The sequence below is a fragment of the Dryocola clanedunensis subsp. sulfonylureivorans genome (genome assembly GCF_016756775.1).
In the GTDB taxonomy this organism is placed as follows: domain Bacteria; phylum Pseudomonadota; class Gammaproteobacteria; order Enterobacterales; family Enterobacteriaceae; genus Dryocola; species Dryocola clanedunensis.
On sequence record NZ_JAERMU010000014.1, the window covers coordinates 105,824 to 122,841 of the forward strand.

14 protein-coding genes and 1 pseudogene are annotated in these 17,018 nt (G+C 58.7%); 8 read left to right on the forward strand and 7 right to left on the reverse strand.

What is annotated here, in order from left to right; all coding sequences use genetic code 11:
• Window positions 1-45: 45 nt before the first annotated feature.
• From lpoB to HYQ67_RS15745, 6 genes are all read left to right on the forward strand, one after another.
• A complete protein-coding gene (gene lpoB, locus HYQ67_RS15720; protein WP_237391279.1) occupies window positions 46-645 on the forward strand; it encodes a penicillin-binding protein activator LpoB in 600 nt (199 codons plus the stop codon).
• The gene (gene thiK / locus HYQ67_RS15725) at window positions 623-1,456 is read left to right on the forward strand and encodes a thiamine kinase (RefSeq protein WP_202304952.1); all 834 of its coding nucleotides are present in this window, start codon (window positions 623-625) and stop codon (window positions 1,454-1,456) included. Before lpoB ends, thiK begins: the two co-directional genes overlap by 23 nt.
• 12 nt (window positions 1,457-1,468) lie before the next feature.
• Window positions 1,469-2,494: a beta-N-acetylhexosaminidase gene (gene nagZ / locus HYQ67_RS15730; protein ID WP_202304914.1), complete on the forward strand. Its 1,026-nt coding sequence runs from the start codon at window positions 1,469-1,471 to the stop codon at window positions 2,492-2,494.
• Window positions 2,495-2,532: 38 nt separating this feature from the next.
• Window positions 2,533-3,075, forward strand: coding sequence for an alpha/beta hydrolase YcfP (ycfP, locus tag HYQ67_RS15735; protein WP_202304916.1), 543 nt, complete (start codon window positions 2,533-2,535; stop codon window positions 3,073-3,075).
• A 225-nt stretch (window positions 3,076-3,300) separates the two neighbouring features.
• Complete coding sequence (locus HYQ67_RS15740; protein WP_202304918.1) at window positions 3,301-4,605, forward strand: NAD(P)/FAD-dependent oxidoreductase; 1,305 nt, start codon at window positions 3,301-3,303, stop codon at window positions 4,603-4,605.
• A 175-nt stretch (window positions 4,606-4,780) separates the two neighbouring features.
• Window positions 4,781-5,317, forward strand: a complete 537-nt coding sequence (locus HYQ67_RS15745; RefSeq protein WP_202304920.1) for a glycine zipper 2TM domain-containing protein — start codon at window positions 4,781-4,783, stop codon at window positions 5,315-5,317.
• 85 nt (window positions 5,318-5,402) lie between these two features.
• Here HYQ67_RS15745 and HYQ67_RS15750 read toward each other — a convergent pair whose 3' ends face one another.
• From HYQ67_RS15750 to iucA, 6 genes are all read right to left on the reverse strand, one after another.
• The gene (locus tag HYQ67_RS15750; protein WP_202304922.1) at window positions 5,403-6,431 is read right to left on the reverse strand and encodes a Gfo/Idh/MocA family oxidoreductase; all 1,029 of its coding nucleotides are present in this window, start codon (window positions 6,429-6,431) and stop codon (window positions 5,403-5,405) included.
• Between the two features lie 140 nt (window positions 6,432-6,571).
• Window positions 6,572-8,770, reverse strand: coding sequence for a ferric aerobactin receptor IutA (iutA, locus tag HYQ67_RS15755; protein WP_202304924.1), 2,199 nt, complete (start codon window positions 8,768-8,770; stop codon window positions 6,572-6,574).
• 29 nt (window positions 8,771-8,799) lie between these two features.
• Window positions 8,800-10,134: an NADPH-dependent L-lysine N(6)-monooxygenase gene (gene iucD, locus HYQ67_RS15760; protein ID WP_202304926.1), complete on the reverse strand. Its 1,335-nt coding sequence runs from the start codon at window positions 10,132-10,134 to the stop codon at window positions 8,800-8,802.
• A 2-nt stretch (window positions 10,135-10,136) separates the two neighbouring features.
• On the reverse strand, window positions 10,137-11,870 hold the full coding sequence (iucC, locus tag HYQ67_RS15765; protein ID WP_202304956.1) for an aerobactin synthase IucC: 1,734 nt from the start codon (window positions 11,868-11,870) through the stop codon (window positions 10,137-10,139).
• Window positions 11,870-12,817 carry a N(6)-hydroxylysine O-acetyltransferase gene (gene iucB, locus HYQ67_RS15770; protein WP_202304933.1) on the reverse strand — a complete coding sequence of 316 codons (948 nt, stop codon included), beginning with the start codon at window positions 12,815-12,817 and terminating at the stop codon, window positions 11,870-11,872. The genes iucC and iucB overlap by 1 nt, the downstream gene beginning before the upstream one ends.
• Window positions 12,818-14,542, reverse strand: coding sequence for an aerobactin synthase IucA (gene iucA / locus HYQ67_RS15775; protein ID WP_202304935.1), 1,725 nt, complete (start codon window positions 14,540-14,542; stop codon window positions 12,818-12,820).
• A gap of 132 nt (window positions 14,543-14,674) precedes the next feature.
• Between iucA and HYQ67_RS15780 the strand changes: the two genes are divergently transcribed.
• Both HYQ67_RS15780 and HYQ67_RS15785 read left to right on the forward strand, forming a co-directional pair.
• Window positions 14,675-15,877 carry an MFS transporter gene (locus tag HYQ67_RS15780; protein ID WP_202304936.1) on the forward strand — a complete coding sequence of 401 codons (1,203 nt, stop codon included), beginning with the start codon at window positions 14,675-14,677 and terminating at the stop codon, window positions 15,875-15,877.
• 15 nt (window positions 15,878-15,892) lie between these two features.
• Window positions 15,893-16,786 carry a siderophore-interacting protein gene (locus tag HYQ67_RS15785; protein ID WP_202304937.1) on the forward strand — a complete coding sequence of 298 codons (894 nt, stop codon included), beginning with the start codon at window positions 15,893-15,895 and terminating at the stop codon, window positions 16,784-16,786.
• 109 nt (window positions 16,787-16,895) lie between these two features.
• Here the strand turns inward: HYQ67_RS15785 and HYQ67_RS15790 are convergent.
• A pseudogene (locus HYQ67_RS15790) lies at window positions 16,896-17,018 on the reverse strand (IS110 family transposase); the annotation flags it as partial.

A 17,018-nucleotide genomic window follows, 5' to 3' on the forward strand; every position in this document is an offset into this window, starting at 1 on the left:
TTGATCAAGGGAATCCATCGATACCTGGTAGTGGTCGCCGCGGCGATGATACTGTCTGGTTGTATTAAAGGCGGCGGTGAACAGCCTGCCCCTGTGGAGGAAGTTAAACCAGGCACGAGCCAGCCCGTACAGCCCGAGCCAACTGTCCCGACAGTGCCAACCGTACCGGAACAGCCAGGCCCTATTACACAGCCTGAGCCTACCATCCCAGCCAGGCCAAAAGTCCGTACCTATGACTGGGGCAGTGCCATGCAACCTATGGTCGGCAAAATGCTGCAGGCCGATGGCGTAACGGCAGGGGGTGTGCTGCTGGTTGATTCGGTTAATAACCGGACTAATGGCTCGCTGAACACCAGCCAGGCGACCGAAGCGCTGCGCGGCTCGTTGGCAAATAATGGGAAATTCACGCTGGTTTCCGATCAGCAGCTCTCCATGGCGAAGCAGCAGCTTGGTTTGTCCCCGCACGATAGCCTGGGCTCGCGCAGCAAAGCGATTGGCATTGCGCGCAACGTCGGAGCGCAGTATGTCATCTACACCAGCGCGAGCGGTAGCGTGCAGGCGCCTACGGTGAAAATGCAGCTGATGCTGGTGCAAACGGGTGAAATCATCTGGTCAGGTAGCGGTGCCGTACAGCAAACGCAGTAAGGCCGCGCTACAGGCAGTTATCAGCAGGTCTATTCCGGCGGCTCAGGCCGCCGGATGCTTTTCTGTGCTGGAAGGCCTGAGTGGAGGAAGTCTGCATTTCATGGCCGGCGGGAAAGAGTATGTTGCCCGACAGCAGCCTTCAGCGGCAATGCCCGGCGTTTCCCTTTCCCGACAGTATCGGGCTTTAAAGCGCATCCCGGCTGAGATTGGCCCGCGGCCAGTCTGTCTTAGTGACGGTTGGTTAATCGTCCACTGGCTCGCAGGCGAGGTAAAATCGGATATCGGCTCGCTGCCCGTGCTTAGCACCATGCTGTATCATCTGCACGGCCAGGCCCGCTTCGGCTGGCGAATCAGTTTGTTACCGCTGCTGGAACATTACTGGCAGCATGCAGCGCCAGGGCGACGAAGCCTGCTGTGGTTACGCTGCCTGAAACGAATGAAAAAACGCGGTGAGCCAAACCCCCTGCGCCTTGCACCGCTGCATATGGACGTCCATGCCGGTAATCTTGTGCATCAGGCTGACGGCCTCAAACTCATCGACTGGGAGTATGCAGGCGATGGCGATATCGCGCTGGAGCTTGCGGCCATAGCTACGGCAAACGGCGTCGACAGTGAAACGCTGGTTAACGCCTATGCAAAAGCGAGTCATATAGACGTGAAAACGCTGCGGCGGCAGGTTTACCGCTGGCAACCGTGGGTTATGATGCTGATGGCGTCGTGGTACGAATGCCGCTGGCAGCAAACGCAGGACAGAACATTTATAGCGCTGGCAGACGAGGCCTGGAGCCTGCTGCGGGCGAAGAACAGATAAAGAGAGGTAGATGTGGGCCCGGTAATGTTAGATGTGGCAGGCTTCGAGCTGGATGCCGAAGAGCGTGAGATCCTGAAACACCCGCTGGTGGGCGGCCTGATACTGTTTACCCGCAACTATCACGATCCTGAGCAGCTGCGCGAGCTGGTTCGCCAGATCCGCGCAGCATCGCGTAATCATCTCGTGGTGGCGGTGGATCAGGAAGGTGGACGCGTGCAGCGTTTCCGCGAGGGTTTCACCCGCCTGCCCGCCGCGCAATCTTTCGCCGCGCTGCATGGCCTGGAGAAGGGAGGAGAGCTGGCGCAGGACGCAGGCTGGCTGATGGCCAGCGAAATGATTGCTATGGACATTGATATCAGCTTTGCGCCGGTGCTTGATGTCGGGCATATTAGCGCGGCGATTGGTGAACGTTCTTATCACGAAGATCCCCACAAAGCGCTGGCCATGGCCACTCGTTTCATCGACGGCATGCACGCCGCGGGTATGAAAACCACCGGCAAACATTTCCCGGGGCACGGTGCCGTCACGGCAGACTCTCACAAAGAGACGCCGCATGACGATCGTGAAGAAGCGGTGATTCGTGAGCACGATATGAAAATCTTCCGCTCGCTGATTACTGAAAACAAGCTCGATGCCATCATGCCCGCCCACGTCATTTACACCAACGTTGACCCGCGTCCGGCAAGCGGTTCGCCACACTGGTTAAAAACAGTATTACGGGGTGAGCTGGGCTTTGAAGGCGTGATTTTCTCCGACGATCTGTCGATGGAAGGCGCGGCGATTATGGGCAGCTACGCCGAGCGGGGTCAGGCTTCGCTGGATGCGGGTTGCGATATGATCCTCGTCTGCAATAATCGTAATGGCGCGGTGAGCGTGTTAGATAACCTGTCTCCGGTCAAAGCAGAGCGTGTTACAGGTTTGTACCATAAAGGTTCATTTACCCGTCAGGAGCTGATGTCATCGACGCGCTGGAAGCAGGTTAACCAGCAGCTTGAAGCGTTGCATGAGCAGTGGCAGGCCCACAAGGCGGGTCTTTAATACCCTGGCCTGTGGCCAGATTTCGCGGTGAGGATGCAATGATTATCTATTTACACGGTTTTGACTCAAACAGTCCCGGTAACCATGAAAAGGTGCTGCAACTTCAGTTTATCGACCCGGACGTGCGGCTTATCAGCTACAGCACGCTCCACCCTAAACATGATATGCAGCACCTGCTGAAAGAAGTCGACAAAATGCTCCAGCTCAGCGACGACGAACGTCCGCTGATCTGCGGCGTGGGGCTGGGGGGATTCTGGGCCGAGCGCATTGGTTTCCTGTGTGATATTCGCCAGGTGATCTTCAATCCAAACCTGTTCCCGCAGGAGAACATGGAAGGCAAAATCGACCGCCCGGAAGAGTACGCCGACATTTCAACCAAATGCGTGCAGAACTTCCGCGAGAAAAACCGCGACCGCTGCCTCACCATCCTGTCCCGTAAAGATGAAGCGTTGAACAGCGAGCGTACGGCCGAAATGCTGCATCATTACTACGAGATAGTCTGGGACGAAAATCAGGGCCATAAATTCAAAAATATCTCTCCGCACCTGCAGCGCATTAAGGCATTTAAAACGCTGGGGTAATACTCAGCCCATCAATGCGTTACGCAAAAGGGTCAGCATAAGCTGACCCTTTTTTGTGTATCTTTTCGGCATTAAAATTGATGTACATCAATTTTGGTATGACCAATGCACCCTTCATGTTATTCTCTGGACATTATCCTTCGCGGATGAATGCAAACTGTTGTTAATTAAACGTTATTTAAATAACTTTTAATTAACAATTGGTTAATATTTTAGGGGGTCACTTTGACTACGCCATTAAGAAAAATTGTCATTGTAGGTGGTGGTGCTGGCGGACTTGAACTGGCTACCCAGCTAGGGAAAAAACTGGGCCGCGGCAAAAAAGCCAAAATTACGCTGGTGGACCGCAATCACAGCCATCTGTGGAAACCATTGCTGCACGAAGTGGCAACCGGCTCCCTGGATGAAGGCGTGGATGCGCTGAGCTACCTGGCCCACGCGCGCAATCATCACTTCCAGTTCCAGCTGGGCTCCGTCATGGATATCAACCGTGAAGCCAAAACCCTGACGCTCGCCGAACTGCGCGACGAAAAGGGCGAGCTGCTGGTTCCGGAACGTAAGATTCCTTATGACACGCTGGTGATGGCGCTGGGCAGTACGTCCAATGACTTCAACACGCCGGGCGTAAAAGAGAACTGCATTTTCCTGGACAACCCGCACCAGGCGCGTCGCTTCCACTCTGAAATGCTGAACCTGTTCCTCAAATACTCTTCTAACCTCGGCGCCAGCGGCAAAGTAAATATTGCCATTGTGGGCGGCGGGGCAACCGGCGTGGAGCTGTCTGCGGAGCTGCATAACGCGGTTAAGCAGCTACACAGCTATGGCTACAAAGGGCTGACCAACGACGCGCTGAACGTCACGCTGGTGGAAGCGGGCGAGCGAATCCTGCCTGCGCTGCCGCCGCGTATTTCTGGCGCGGCGCACAGCGAGCTGACTAAACTTGGCGTGCGGGTGCTCACCCAGACAATGGTGACGTCCGCAGACGCGGGCGGCCTGAATACCAAAGATGGCGAATACATCGCGGCGGATCTGATGGTCTGGGCGGCAGGGATTAAAGCGCCAGACTTTATGAAAGATATCGGCGGGCTCGAAACCAACCGTATTAACCAGCTGGTCACCGAGCCTACGCTGCAAACCACGCGCGATCCGGATATCTACGCGATTGGCGACTGCGCATCCTGCGCCCGTCCTGAAGGCGGTTTCGTGCCGCCGCGCGCTCAGGCCGCGCACCAGATGGCTTCGCTTGCGCTGACTAACATCCTTGCGCAGATGAAAGACAAGCCGCTGAAATCCTATGTTTATAAGGATCACGGCTCGCTGGTCTCCCTGTCCAAATTCTCCACCGTAGGCAGCCTGATGGGCAACCTGATGCGCGGCTCAATGATGGTGGAAGGGCGCATGGCCCGCTTCGTGTACATCTCCCTGTACCGGATGCACCAGGTGGCGCTGCACGGCTACTTCAAAACGGGCCTGATGATGCTGGTTGGCAGTATCAACCGCGTGATCCGCCCGCGCCTGAAGCTGCACTGATCGACTTAACCAAAATTTTTTCAACCCGGCCATGCGTCGGGTTTTTTTATGCTTAAGAATCCTCTCAAATCCCTATGTTTTATCGATGAACATGTCTTTTTCATCCGTTTTCTGATTGGCTCCGCAGGCATCAGCAGGCAAAATCACAGCAATCACATAATCAGGAGGATGTCCTGTGAATAAATCAATGTTAGCGGGTATAGGTATTGGCGTGGCCGCAGCACTTGGTATTGCTGCGGTTGCAAGTATGAACGTTTTTGACCGTAGCCCCCAGTACGCACAGGTAGTATCGGCAACACCGATCAAAGAGACGGTGAAAACGCCGCGTAAAGAGTGCCGCGACGTGGCAGTGACGCACCGTCGTCCGGTACAGGATGAAAACCGCATCCTCGGTTCCGCACTGGGTGCCGTAGCAGGTGGCGTCATTGGTCATCAGTTTGGTGGCGGACGCGGTAAAGACGTTGCGACAGTCGCTGGTGCATTAGGTGGCGGCTATGCCGGCAACCAGGTGCAGGGTGCTATGCAGGATCGTGACACTTACACCACGACCCAGCAGCGCTGTAAAACCGTGTACGACAAGTCAGAGAAAATGCTCGGCTATGACGTAACCTACAAGATTGGCGACCAGCAGGGCAAAATCCGTATGGATAAAGACCCAGGCTCGCAGATCCCATTGGATAACAATGGCCAGCTGGTGTTGAATAAAGCTTAAAACACCGGTGGATGACGCTGCCGCTTACCCCCTACGGTTAACAATCGTAGGTCGGATAAGCGCAGCGTCATCCGACAAGTCCATCTCAATGCTTCCCTCGTAGCTCCTGCTGCAACGCCAATAACGCCTTCACTTCCTGTATTCTTCGCCGTGTCATCGCCGGAATTCCCTGCGGATCGCTGACGAACATCCTTTCTTTTCCCAATACCACTTCTTTTAAACACCGATCGTAAAGCGGACCATCGATAATATGCTGACGGCTGCTGTTGGCGTTCAGCACCTCTACCACCTCGTCCGCGCCACGGCGACCCACGTTTACAATCCGTCCGTCATGCAGATAGATTTTCATCCCTTTTTGTCCGCCCGCCGGGCCCGCGTACTTATTTAGTGTCAGCGTAATAGGGATGCCGCTAAGCGTGCCGCGCAGGGCCGCGTCGCCTTCTGCCGTGGTGACATCACCCTCTTTAATCGGCCTGCCGAGACGGTCGCGGGCGTGAACCAGCCCGAGGCTCAGTTCGTCCGTGCCGCCAAGCTGATGTACAGTCTCGCGGATCATTGCCAGCACGTGCGTGCCGATATCGACAATGACCCCGTCCGGGTGGCGTAACGTGCGCGTATCCGCTTCGCCCGTGGCAAAGTTCAGGGCTACGGGTTCGCCCGCGTCGTTAAAGCCGCTCGGCTCCTGTAGAAAGCCTTCAATGCGTTCAATTTCGCTGACATCTTTAATCAACCGCGTGGCGTCGGTGCGCACCATCCAGTGATCCAGCGCTAACACGCGCGACGCTACCGCCGGGTCGGCCAGCAGGCTGTCCAGCACGGCGAGCTGCTCGAGGGTGGCGGCAACGGGTTTCTCAACCACGATCTGCGGCACGGCGCTTTTCAGCACCGCTTCCAGCACGGGAAGATGAGCAAGGGAAGGCGTGGCGATCAGCACCATATCCAGCGGCAGCGCCAGCAAATCATGCAGCGAGTCGCAGGAGGTAATTTCACTTTTTCGGCGAGCCGGATCGGGATCGAAACCGTATAAGATCAGCCCGGGAAGCGACAGGCGAGAGATTGCCGGGAGATACGCCGTTTCAACTACGGCACCGTTACCAATGAATCCAACTAGCATATGAATACCCTGCGATAAATACATAATACAAATAGACGTTGCCTTATGTTTTATAGCAGTGGGCGGGGCCGGTCGAGGGGGAAGTTGTGTGCAGTGGTAAAAATGCAGGCCCGCGCAAACCGCAGGCCTGAGGAGGAAACTTAGAACAGAACGGAGTAGTTCACGCCGTAGGTACGGCCGCGGCCTTTATAGTCATACAGCGAAGCAGGGCCGTAGCCAGGGCTGTAGTACATCGGCGCGCGCTGGCCCCAGACGGTGGTGTAATCGCGGTCCAGCAGGTTCTCGATGCTGAAGCTCAGTTTACCCACCGGCAGCTGGTAGTTGCCGAGGAAATCGATGGTGGTGTAGCCGTCAATCTCATTACCTTCGTCATCGCTGATTTTGAATGACGTGGTGCTCTGTACGCGCAGGCTCCAGGGATCTGGCGCCCAGCCAATATAAGCCGTGGCTTTAGACGGGCTTGCGACTTTGACGTCGTATTTCTCCCACTTGCCGTCAACTTTTGACTCCGTTTTCAGCACGTTGAAGTTACCGCCGGTGCTCCAGGCGGTATCAGGGATGAAGTAATCCACCGCACCTTCCACGCCATAGATGCGGCGCTTGTCATCCAGCACGCTGATGGTCAGATCTTTATTAGCGACAACGCTCTTGTCGGACAGTGAATAGTAGGCCGCCAGCTGCGTACGCAGATTGTCGCCGGTGTAGCGCCAGCCCAGCTCATAGGAGTCAACTTTCACGCCCTGCAGCGTACTGTCGCTGACGTTGACGCTGTTGATAAGTGGCAGGTGGCCGTTGACGGCAGGGCCGTAGGCACCGCGACCATAATATTTACCCGGATCCGGCAGCTCCACGCCCTGCGAGAAGTTGAACCAGGTCTGCTGGCGCTCGCTGATATGCATCAGGATACCGGCGTTGTACAGGAAATTATCGTAGTCGGTAGAGCCGCCGGGAATGGCATCGGCGGAGGTGGCTCTGCCCCCGGCAATGGCCTGCTGCTGGGCGTAGCCGATGAAGTCATCAACTTTATTCTCGGTGTACTGGTAGCGCACGCCGCCGCTCAGGGTGAACAGGTCGTTGATGTCATAGCTCGATTGCAGGAAGGCCGCCAGGTTAGTGATGTCGTAGCCCGGATAGCGCCCGGTAGTATAAATACTCTGGTTGTTCAGGCCGCCGGAGGCCGCGGCCTTATCCAGGTCGAAGAACATCTGGTTGGAGGTAAAGCGCTCGTGGTCGGCGTCCAGCCCGTAGGTCAGCTGTAAACCATCGAGTGGCGTGCTGTTCAGCGTCAGCTTCGCGCCGTACTGGTCCGTATCCTGCTGGGAGGAGGAAAGGGCGGTCACGTCTTTATTACCGTTCACCGTCGGGAAGGGATAGAACAGCTGCGACTCGTCGCGATAGTACACCTGGCCGACCAGCTCCTGGCCCAGGAAATCGCTGTTGGAATACTGCAGGCTTATCAGGTGGCGTTCGGTGCCCGGAATACGGTCAGAGTTCAGCCCGCTGCTGACGTAAGCGTCGCTGGTGCCTTTGATTGCCGAAAAATCTTCGCCAAGATTCAGGCCGTAATCATCGTCGCCTTTACTCTTGTAATACTGGGTAACGACCTGCAGCTGCTGGGTCTCATCAATATTGATGGTGCCCGTGCCCATTAAATCCAGGCGGTCGGAATATTGAAGTCCGGTCTGGGTATTATCCAGCAGCGTCTGGTCGCCGTTGCCGTCAAACCAGCCGCCAAATTTCTGGTAGGCCACAGAGACACGACCCGAGGCGTGTTCGTTACCCCCGGAGATAGCCCCGGCGATACGTTCGTCGTGATCCTTGCTGCTGTTGAAGCCGGACTTGATGCCGGACTCGAACTCCATCTGCGTTTCCGGCTGGCCTTTTTTGGTCACGATGTTAATCAGGCCGCCGGTACTGCCGCCGCCGTACAGCGAGGTGGCGCCGGAAATAACTTCAATGTGTTCGATATTGAACGGGTCGATGGAGTCCAGCTGGCGGCTGTCGGTGCGCGAAGAGTTCAGGCGCACGCCGTCGATCAGCACCACCATCGGGCGGCCACGCAGGTTCATGCCGTAGTTGGTGCGGCTCTGGCTGCTGACGTCAAGACCGGGGATCAGCTGGGCCAGCGCATCTTTCAGCTCTTTCCCGCCCTGAACCTGCTCTTCCAGCTCGGCGTTCTCAATCACCCAGGTCGTCTGTGCCATTTCGGCAACGGTACGGTTGCTGCGGTTGGCGGAGACCACGATATTTTCTTCGTTAGTTTGCTGTGCGACCGCCGGGGCCATCATGGCCAGAAGCAGCGGATTCAGCGCCCAGAGAGTATGCTTATTGCAGATCATTATTCTTCCTTCGTGCGGGCTAACAATAATCAGCCCAAAGACTCTGTGTAGTGAGTGAACGAAGCAGCCGTGTGCTGCGGTATTTCCCTGCTGCCGCTGCGCCACTGGATAAGCGGCGGCGGCATGCTGAGATCGAATAAATCACGCCCCAGAGCGCGATTAAGAATGCGGGCGGAGCGCCAGGCCATCAGGCTCAGCTGCGGTTCCGCGATGCCGTGGGTCTGCATGCTGGCGTTAACGGCAAAAATATTGTTTTCACGCGGGCCGTCCCACTCCAGCGTGAAGTCCTCACGCACGTTGAAGCTGCACTCATCCCGCATGCTCAGGCGGGACACCAGCGGCGAAAGCATCTGCGGCAGCGCCGGGCGGTAGCCGGTGGCAAAAATCACCACGTCGCTGTCGATAACGTCATAGCCGTGGTCAAGGTGATGCTGCAGCTGAAGCTGCCAGCCCTGGCCGCGGCCCTGCAGGCCAGTGACCGAGCGGCTTGGCAGCAGCTGCGCGTTGCGCGGCTGGCCGAGCACTTCGAAACGGTGATAGAGCGCGCGATAAATGCTTAGCAGGGAGTCGGCGGTAATGCCGTCGGAGGTCATCTTCTGCTCGTCGAGCATCTGCTGCCTGGCGTTTTCCCCCAGCCCAACGAAGCTGGTGACGTACTCCGGCGTGAAGTACTCGTTAGCGAAGGCTGCTTCATCCAGCGCGTTGAAGTTGTTGCGGCGCGAAACCCAGTTCACCTGTGCCACCTGACCCCATGCGCCGTTGAAGGCGTTGAGGAACAGGTCGGCACCGCTCTGGCCGCCGCCTACAACCGTCACGCGTTTGCCGGTTAAATCCGGCCTGCGCAGGCTCATCTCGCTGGCGTGGAAGCAGGTTGAGGTAACGGTTTTCACGCAGGGCGGCAGGTGGGGCTGTTTGCCGATGCCAAGGCAAATATTGCGCGCGTAGCTCTCGCCCTGGCCGGTCCGCAACACAAACCGCTGCTGCCGATCGTCAAAATCAATCTGTTCGACGGTCTGGTTAAAGCGCAGGTTATTCATGCCCTCAGCGGCCCAGCGCAGATAGTCCGAAAACTCATCGCGCGAGACGGTGCGCAGCTCGGTGGTCAGGAAACGGTAGAACTTTTTGCGCTTCACCAGATAGTTCACAAAGCTGAACGGGCTGGTGGGGGCAACGGCGCTCACCAGGTCTTTTAAGAACATCGTCTGCATATGGCAGTCCGGCACCAGCATGCCCGGATGCCACGCAAAGTTAGGGCGGCTGTCGAAGAACTGGCTCGTAAAACCTTCCGCTTCGTGGGCAAGGGCCGCAATGCTCAGGTTGAACGGGCCAACGCCTACGCCGATAAAATCAACAGTGTTTGTCATGATTAGTCCTTCGTGACCAGCCACAGCGGGTTTTGCAGATCCTCAAGGTAGTTCGGCAGCATGCGGCTGCCGCCGTCCTGGTCAGGCCAGGTCAGTTTTACCGGGTTCAGCACGACGCGGATGATCTGTGGCTTAAAGAGTGAGAAAAGCGCAAAGCGCGCCGACAGTTGCGGATGGGCCTGCATGTAATCACTCAACACTGCGGACAGCAGCTGATAAAAACGTCGTTCCGGCACGCCGAGGCGCGCCATCAGCGGCGAAACAAAGCGCAGCACCGTGACAAAGTGTCCGGTCTGCAAATCATGAATTAAATAGTCGGCGCTCAGGCGGGCGGTGACGTCCCGCACCTCCTGAGGCAGGGAGTCCATCTCCGGGAACTCATCCTTCACCAGACGCATATCGCCCTGAAAATCTTTCAGCAGGACGCGCTGCGGCACGCCGTCCTTCATGGCGAGGGTAATATTTTGCCCGTGGGCGATAAGGGCTACGCCGTAGCGGCAGAGCAGGTGATAAAGCGGCACGACGGCCACTTCGAACATCTTCGTCAGCCACGCTTCGGCGCTAAGGCCGGAGCGGGCGATATACGCGCCAATCAGCGGCTGGCCGTTCTCGTCGCACTCCATCAGCGTCGCCATCAGGATCGGCGACTCGTCGGCATTCAGCCAGCGGGACGGGTTTTCGCGCCAGATAACTCCCAGCATTTCCTGGTAGCGATAAGGGGCTTCCGCCAGCGCGGCGTAGCCTGCGTGGGAAACGTAGCCCGCAGCTGGCTCACCGAGGATCGCCGCACCCGTATCGATAAGCGTGCTGTCGGTCGCAAAGACGGTTTGCAGCCAGCGTGAGGCCAGCGGCCCGGCAGCAATGTATTTGCCGGGGATCCCGCGATAGCAGGAGGTGTTGTAGATGGTCAGCGGCAGCTTGATATCCAGCCCGCCCTGACGGCTGGCGTTGGTCAGCGTGCGCAAGGACTGCTGGGCAAGCCACCGGTCGCCGAACTCGCCAAGTGACACCATCTTCCCTTCGGCCAGGTCCGCCACGAACTCGAGGGCTATTTTTTGCTGCCACTGCCAAGGATGAACCGGAAGCGGCAGCCAGCTCTCGTCCAGGCCATTCTCTTTCCACGCCCGGTTAAAACGGGCTGATTCAGCCTCGTCCATCGCGGCGGCCAGCAGCTGGCGTACATCCAGCTCGCTGTCGCAGCGCCAGACCATATGCTCACGCTTTACCGCCAGCCAGTGCAGGCGGAAGGTGTTGGCATATTCGGGCGCATAGCGCTCCAGCGCATCCAGCCCCCAGCCACGGCGGCCTTTGTTAAAGGCGAATTTCGGGTGGCCGCTCAGCAGGCACTGCAGCCTGTCGGCGTCCAGATCGATAAGATCGTCGGCGCTCATCCCACGGCGGGCGTTCAGCAGCTGCAGGTCGCCGCGCAGGGTAGCGTTGAGATCCTGCATATGTTCGGCGACGGTCGCATCGCTCATCGACAGCACGGGCTTCAGCTGCATCAGCAGCGTTTGCGCCAGCACCGGCTTGTCCCCGCAGCGCAGCGACTGCGGATCGATCCACAGCCAGCCCCAGATGCCGCGTTCGGCGGTGAAGTGCCATTCGACGCCGGGCAGGCCGATGCAGTAACTGTTATCACCCTGTTCCTGCGCGTGAAAAACCTGCTCGTACTCCAGCTCCGCCAGCATTTTGGCGACCAGCTGGCGGTTAACGAAATCCCAGTCCTTGCGGTTCATCACAGGCCCACCTCGCTGAAAAAGCTATGACGTTCGGCCATGACCAGGCGGGAGCGTTTATGGGGGAAATCGAACTCTTTTATCGTGGCGTAGCCCGCAGGCTCCAGGTGGCGGAACAGGCGCTGGTTGTCGGCTCGCGGCTCAAGCACAAGGCGCTTGGTATCGGGCTGATCGAGCAGCAGATAGTGGCTCAGGCCGCGCAGCCAGCTCTGCACAAAGTGCGCGCCGCGCCACTCCTGCTCGCCAACCAGCAGGTGCAGGCCGCGGTCGAAGGCCTGCCACGGATAGTGGCGGCCAATGCGGTCTTCCGCCGCCCAGTAGATTTCGAAATAACTGAACGGCCGGTCGTCAAAGCAGCCAATCAGCGGGAAGGCGTGCTTGCCGGTGAGCTGGCGCTGCAGATAGGCGGTCTGCACGTCCAGCGGGCCGCTTTGCTCCCAGAAAAAATCAACGCGCGGATCGTTCATCCAGCGGGTGAAGCGCTCTGCATCCAGCGCCGGGTCGGCCACGCGGAAGCTCAGCGTGCGGCGAATTCGCGGGTCGTAACGGCGATAAACTTCGCCATCCGGGCGGGCGGGGCGCTGCGGGTGATAAATCTCACGCTCAGCATCAAAGACCATCTCGCCGGAAGCCGTTTTGCGCGGGGCGCTCAGCCACAGCGGCAGCTGCCAGAATGCTTCGCGGTGAACGATGTCGCTTTTCAGCCCGTCAAACAGGGCCAGCGCCTGAGGCTCTTCGCGCCACTCCGCGTACGGCAGAACGATAGCCTTAAGCTGCGGCGCGGCGATAAACATCTGGTCCAGCGCGTCGCGCAGCCAGCCTGCCGGAAGAACGCCGGGCCAGTGCAGCACCGCGCTGTTGTCCTGTCCCCAGCCCAGCGTCAGCGCTTTGGAGAGTTTTTCGCAGCGCAGGCCGTGGCCGCCGTGAACGATAGTTGCCTGAGACATTTAGCCCTCCTGAGCCAGCAGCGGGTTGCTGAAATCGAAGTAGATCACCGACGGATCGACGATGGTGTTTTCGTTGTGGTCGTGCAGATAGCAGAAGAAGTTGCCCTTCACGTTCCAGTGCGGGCTTTCCAGCACGTAGTCGAGACAGGTTTTGTGCGTCACTTCGCGGCGTACGGCGTCCAGCGCATCGCGCACGCGCGCCATCAGGCTGGCTTCGGTGTCCATTCCGGCGGCACCCAGCGCGGCGGTGACCGCAAACGTGGAGTTCACCAGCAGGTAGTAAGGGAAGTAGCGCAGGAGCTGCTCGCGGGTGAAGACGTTCTCCGCCTGCGCTTCGCCAATTACGTCCAGCCAGCCCGCGGCGTGGGGCATAAAGGCGCTGCCCTGGCAGTCGCGGTAGATCAGGCCAACCGGCAGATCCTGCTGCATCTCCACCAGAATATTTTGCTGATGGGCAAGCAGCACCAGACCGTAGTCCGCCTCGGCGGTAAACAGCGGCTTCAGGATCTGCTGGCAGTAGGCATCCACCCACGCGTGGGCGGCCTGTTTCTCAGAAATGTTCAGACGCCTGCTAAGGCGCTTAACGGCCGCAGCCAGCAGGGAATCGCCGCCGTCCGGGGCGGACTGCGTCAGCGACACCAGCACGTTAGTCTGGCTCTGCGGCTGGTCGACAATCAGGTTCTCGCGCAGGGCGAAGAGGCTCTCTTCCATGACGTTGCCCTGCAGGTCGCGCAGCCCGGCCCAGCCGTCTTCCTGCATCACGCGGAAGGTCGGGAAACGGGCCTGAAGCTCCTGCCAGCGCCCGGTTTGCGCCAGGCGCGCAAGACGCATCCCGCGCTTCACTTCCTTCACCGAGAGGGTGCGGACGGAGTTGGTCAGCCGCACGCTCAGGGAAAACTTAATCATGTCGCGGCTGGTGGCGCAGTAGAGCGAGCGGGAAGAGGTGGTGGGCAGCCACGGCGTTCCTGCCTCGCCCAAATCTTTGACCAGGCCCTGCTCAACCAGCTGCTGGCACCACGCCTGTTCAAGCAAATAATCTGCCTGCCACGGGTGCAGCGGGAACAGCCACTGCCGATCGGTCAGTTCACTTAGCAGCTGTGGCGCGTTCTCAGCGGCAAAGCGGGTCAGACGCTGTTGCAGGCTGAGGTGGAGGCTGTCGCCCGCCAGCTGCGCTTTGTCCACCGCAAACCAGCGCAGCGGGAAATGGGGCGCAAAATCTGGCAGATAGCGCCCGGCCTGCTGCTGGCTGAACGGCTCGTGGGATTTCGGTGCCGGGTGGAACGCGTGGCCCACCAGCAGCGCCTGCTCGGCTTCGCCGAAGTTCAGCGGTTCTTCACGCAGCGCGGGCCAGTCGTGGCGGGCATCTATCGCCTGATGGGTATGCACATGGCTTTCCATTACCCGCTGGTGAAAGGCCTCGCAGCCGGAGGCCGGGAGCATTTGCTGATGCTGCAGCTTATCGACGATCAGCTGGGCGAGGGTGGCAAAATCTACCGCCCGGCTGCCGCTGCCGTTCACCAGGCGCGCCGGGAAGGCAAAGCGGTGATGCTGGGTTGGCGAGAAGTAGGCCACTTTACAATGCAGCGCCTGCTGCTCCCCCAGCGGGATAATGAGTTCGGCAGGCTGACCGTCGCTGAGCCGCCAGTCTGTGGTTTCACGGATAAGAGAGTTCAGGAAGCACTGCGCAGCCACGTCCGGGGCCTGCGTTTTGGTCGACAAGTTCATTATCAAACAGTTTCCACGCGTTATGATAATGCGAATTCTGCCGATAACGTTTCTCATTATCAATATCAATTGTTAGAATCTGATAAATAAGTTTTACAAATACATACATAAACTCTACGGGTTAGCAACATTGTGACATCCCTTGACATAGCCGCAGCGCCGCAAAAATCCCTGTCCTGCTGGCCCCTGGCGTTCAGCGCCGGATTACTTGGCGTAGGGCAAAATGGCCTGTTAGTAGTTATCCCGGTGCTGGTGATGCAGACGCATTTAAGCCTGTCGGTGTGGGCGGGTTTGTTAACGCTGGGGTCGATGCTGTTTCTGCCGTCCTCGCCGTGGTGGGGAAAGCAGATCGCCCGCCAGGGCTGCAAGCCCGTGGTTTTGTATTCGCTGGGCGGATACGGCCTGAGTTTTATTCTGCTCGGCCTTGGCTGCGCGCTGCTGGCGCTTAACGCGGTGGACGGATACGTCGGACTGGCGATTTTGGTTATCGCCAGGGTCATCTATGGCCTGACGGTTTCGGCAATGGTGCCCGCCTGCCAGGTCTGGGCGCTTCAGCGAGCGGGCGAGGGGAAACGCATGGCAGCGCTGGCGACCATCAGCTCGGGATTAAGCTGCGGGAGACTGTTCGGGCCGCTGTGCGCGGCGGGCATGCTGTTTATTCATCCGCTTGCGCCGCTGGTGCTGCTGATGGTGGCTCCTTTGCTGGCGCTGCTGATGATGCTGCGCCTGCCGGGTACGCCTCCTCAGCCTGCGACCACGCGCAAAAGCGCCCGCCTGCGGCTGGACTGCCTCCCCTACATGCTTTGTGCCCTGCTGCTCGCGGCCTCGGTGAGCCTGATGCAGCTGGGGCTTTCCCCGGCGCTGGCGCGCCAGTTTGCCGGTAATACCACGGCTATCAGCCATCAGGTTGCCTGGCTGCTCAGCCTGGCGGCAGTGGCGTCGCTGATCGCGCAGTTCGCCGTGCTTCGTCCCCAGTTATTAACTCCGATTCCCCTGCTGCTGACCGCCGGGGCGTTGATGGTTGCCGGGTTGGCAATGATGATATCCGGCCAGCTCTGGCTGTTTTATGTCGGCTGCGCGGTGCTCTCCTTCGGGGCGGCGATGGCTCCTCCGGCTTACCAGCTTCTTCTCAATGACAGGCTTGCGGACGGTGCCGGGGCGGGGTGGATCGCCACCAGCCACACGCTGGGCTACGGCCTGTGCGCGCTGCTGGTGCCGCTGGTGGCGAAAGTCCACGGCGACGCGGCGCTGATTATGGTGGCGTTTCTTACCGCCCTATTATTTACCGCGGTGTCGGGCGTCATCTGGCGCAGCCGCACATCGCCTGCAATTTAAGCGTAAGGAAGAGTTATGGCAGGAGTTCAGGGCTATCGCCTGTTCAACGTAAAACTGGCGCGTAAGAGGGCCGTGTCGCCGTCGCTGCTGAGCCTGGTGTTCAGCGGCGAGGACGTGGCGAAGATGAAATGTGATTCGCCGGACCAGCGCATCAAAATGCTGTTCCCGTCCGAAGACGGCACGCCGCCGTCTTTGCCGAACGAAGGGCAGTGGTATCAGCTATCCCTCGAGCTGCCAAAAGAGAAAAGGCCGGTTATCCGCACCTATACGCTGCGCCATGTGGATCGGCAGCGTCAGGAAGTGACGGTAGAGTTTGTCAGCCACGGCACGGAAGGCCCCGCTTCGGCCTGGGCGATTCATTCGCAGCCGGGCGAAGCTATCCAGATCGTTGCCCCAAACGTGGAATACCCGGAGGACAGCGGCGGCTACGAGTGGACGCCGCCGGAGGGGCTGAAGAAAGCGCTGATCATCGCCGACGAAACGGCCTTACCGGCGGCGCGCGGTATTCTGGAAATGCTGGCGGCGCAGGCAAATCCGCCACAGGTGCAGGCGTTTTTTGAAGTGCCGGAAGAAGGAGATTGCGCTGATTTAAGCGCCTTTGAGTTTGCTGAAATTAACTGGCTGCCGCGTAAGCCGCACGGCACGACGCACGGTGAATGCTTAATTCCAGCAGTGCAGCAGCATGCCCGCACCCCGCAGGCAAACAGCAGCGATGAAGCCGTACATGAAGAAGCCGAGGGCGAACTGCTGTGGGACAAAGCGACCAGCTGCAGCCGGGAGTTTTACGGCTGGGTGGCGGCGGAATCCAGCGTGGTGAAGTTATTACGACGCCATCTGATCGGCGAGCGCGGGGTGAACCATGACGCCATTAACTTTATGGCGTACTGGAGCAAGGGAAGGGTACGCTAGAAAATAAGGTGGATGGCGCTGGCGCTTATCCACCCTACAACTTCGTAGGTCGGATAAGCGCAAGCGCCATCCGGCAAACCATTACGGGTTCATGGTTTCGTAGATACTGTTACGCCATGCAAGCATTTCCCGTATGAAGCGTGGCATCGAACGGGCGTCCTGACTTCAGGACGCCGTATGCCACCTGCGCCAGCTTGCGCATCATCGCACCGATTATCAGCTTCGGCGCTTT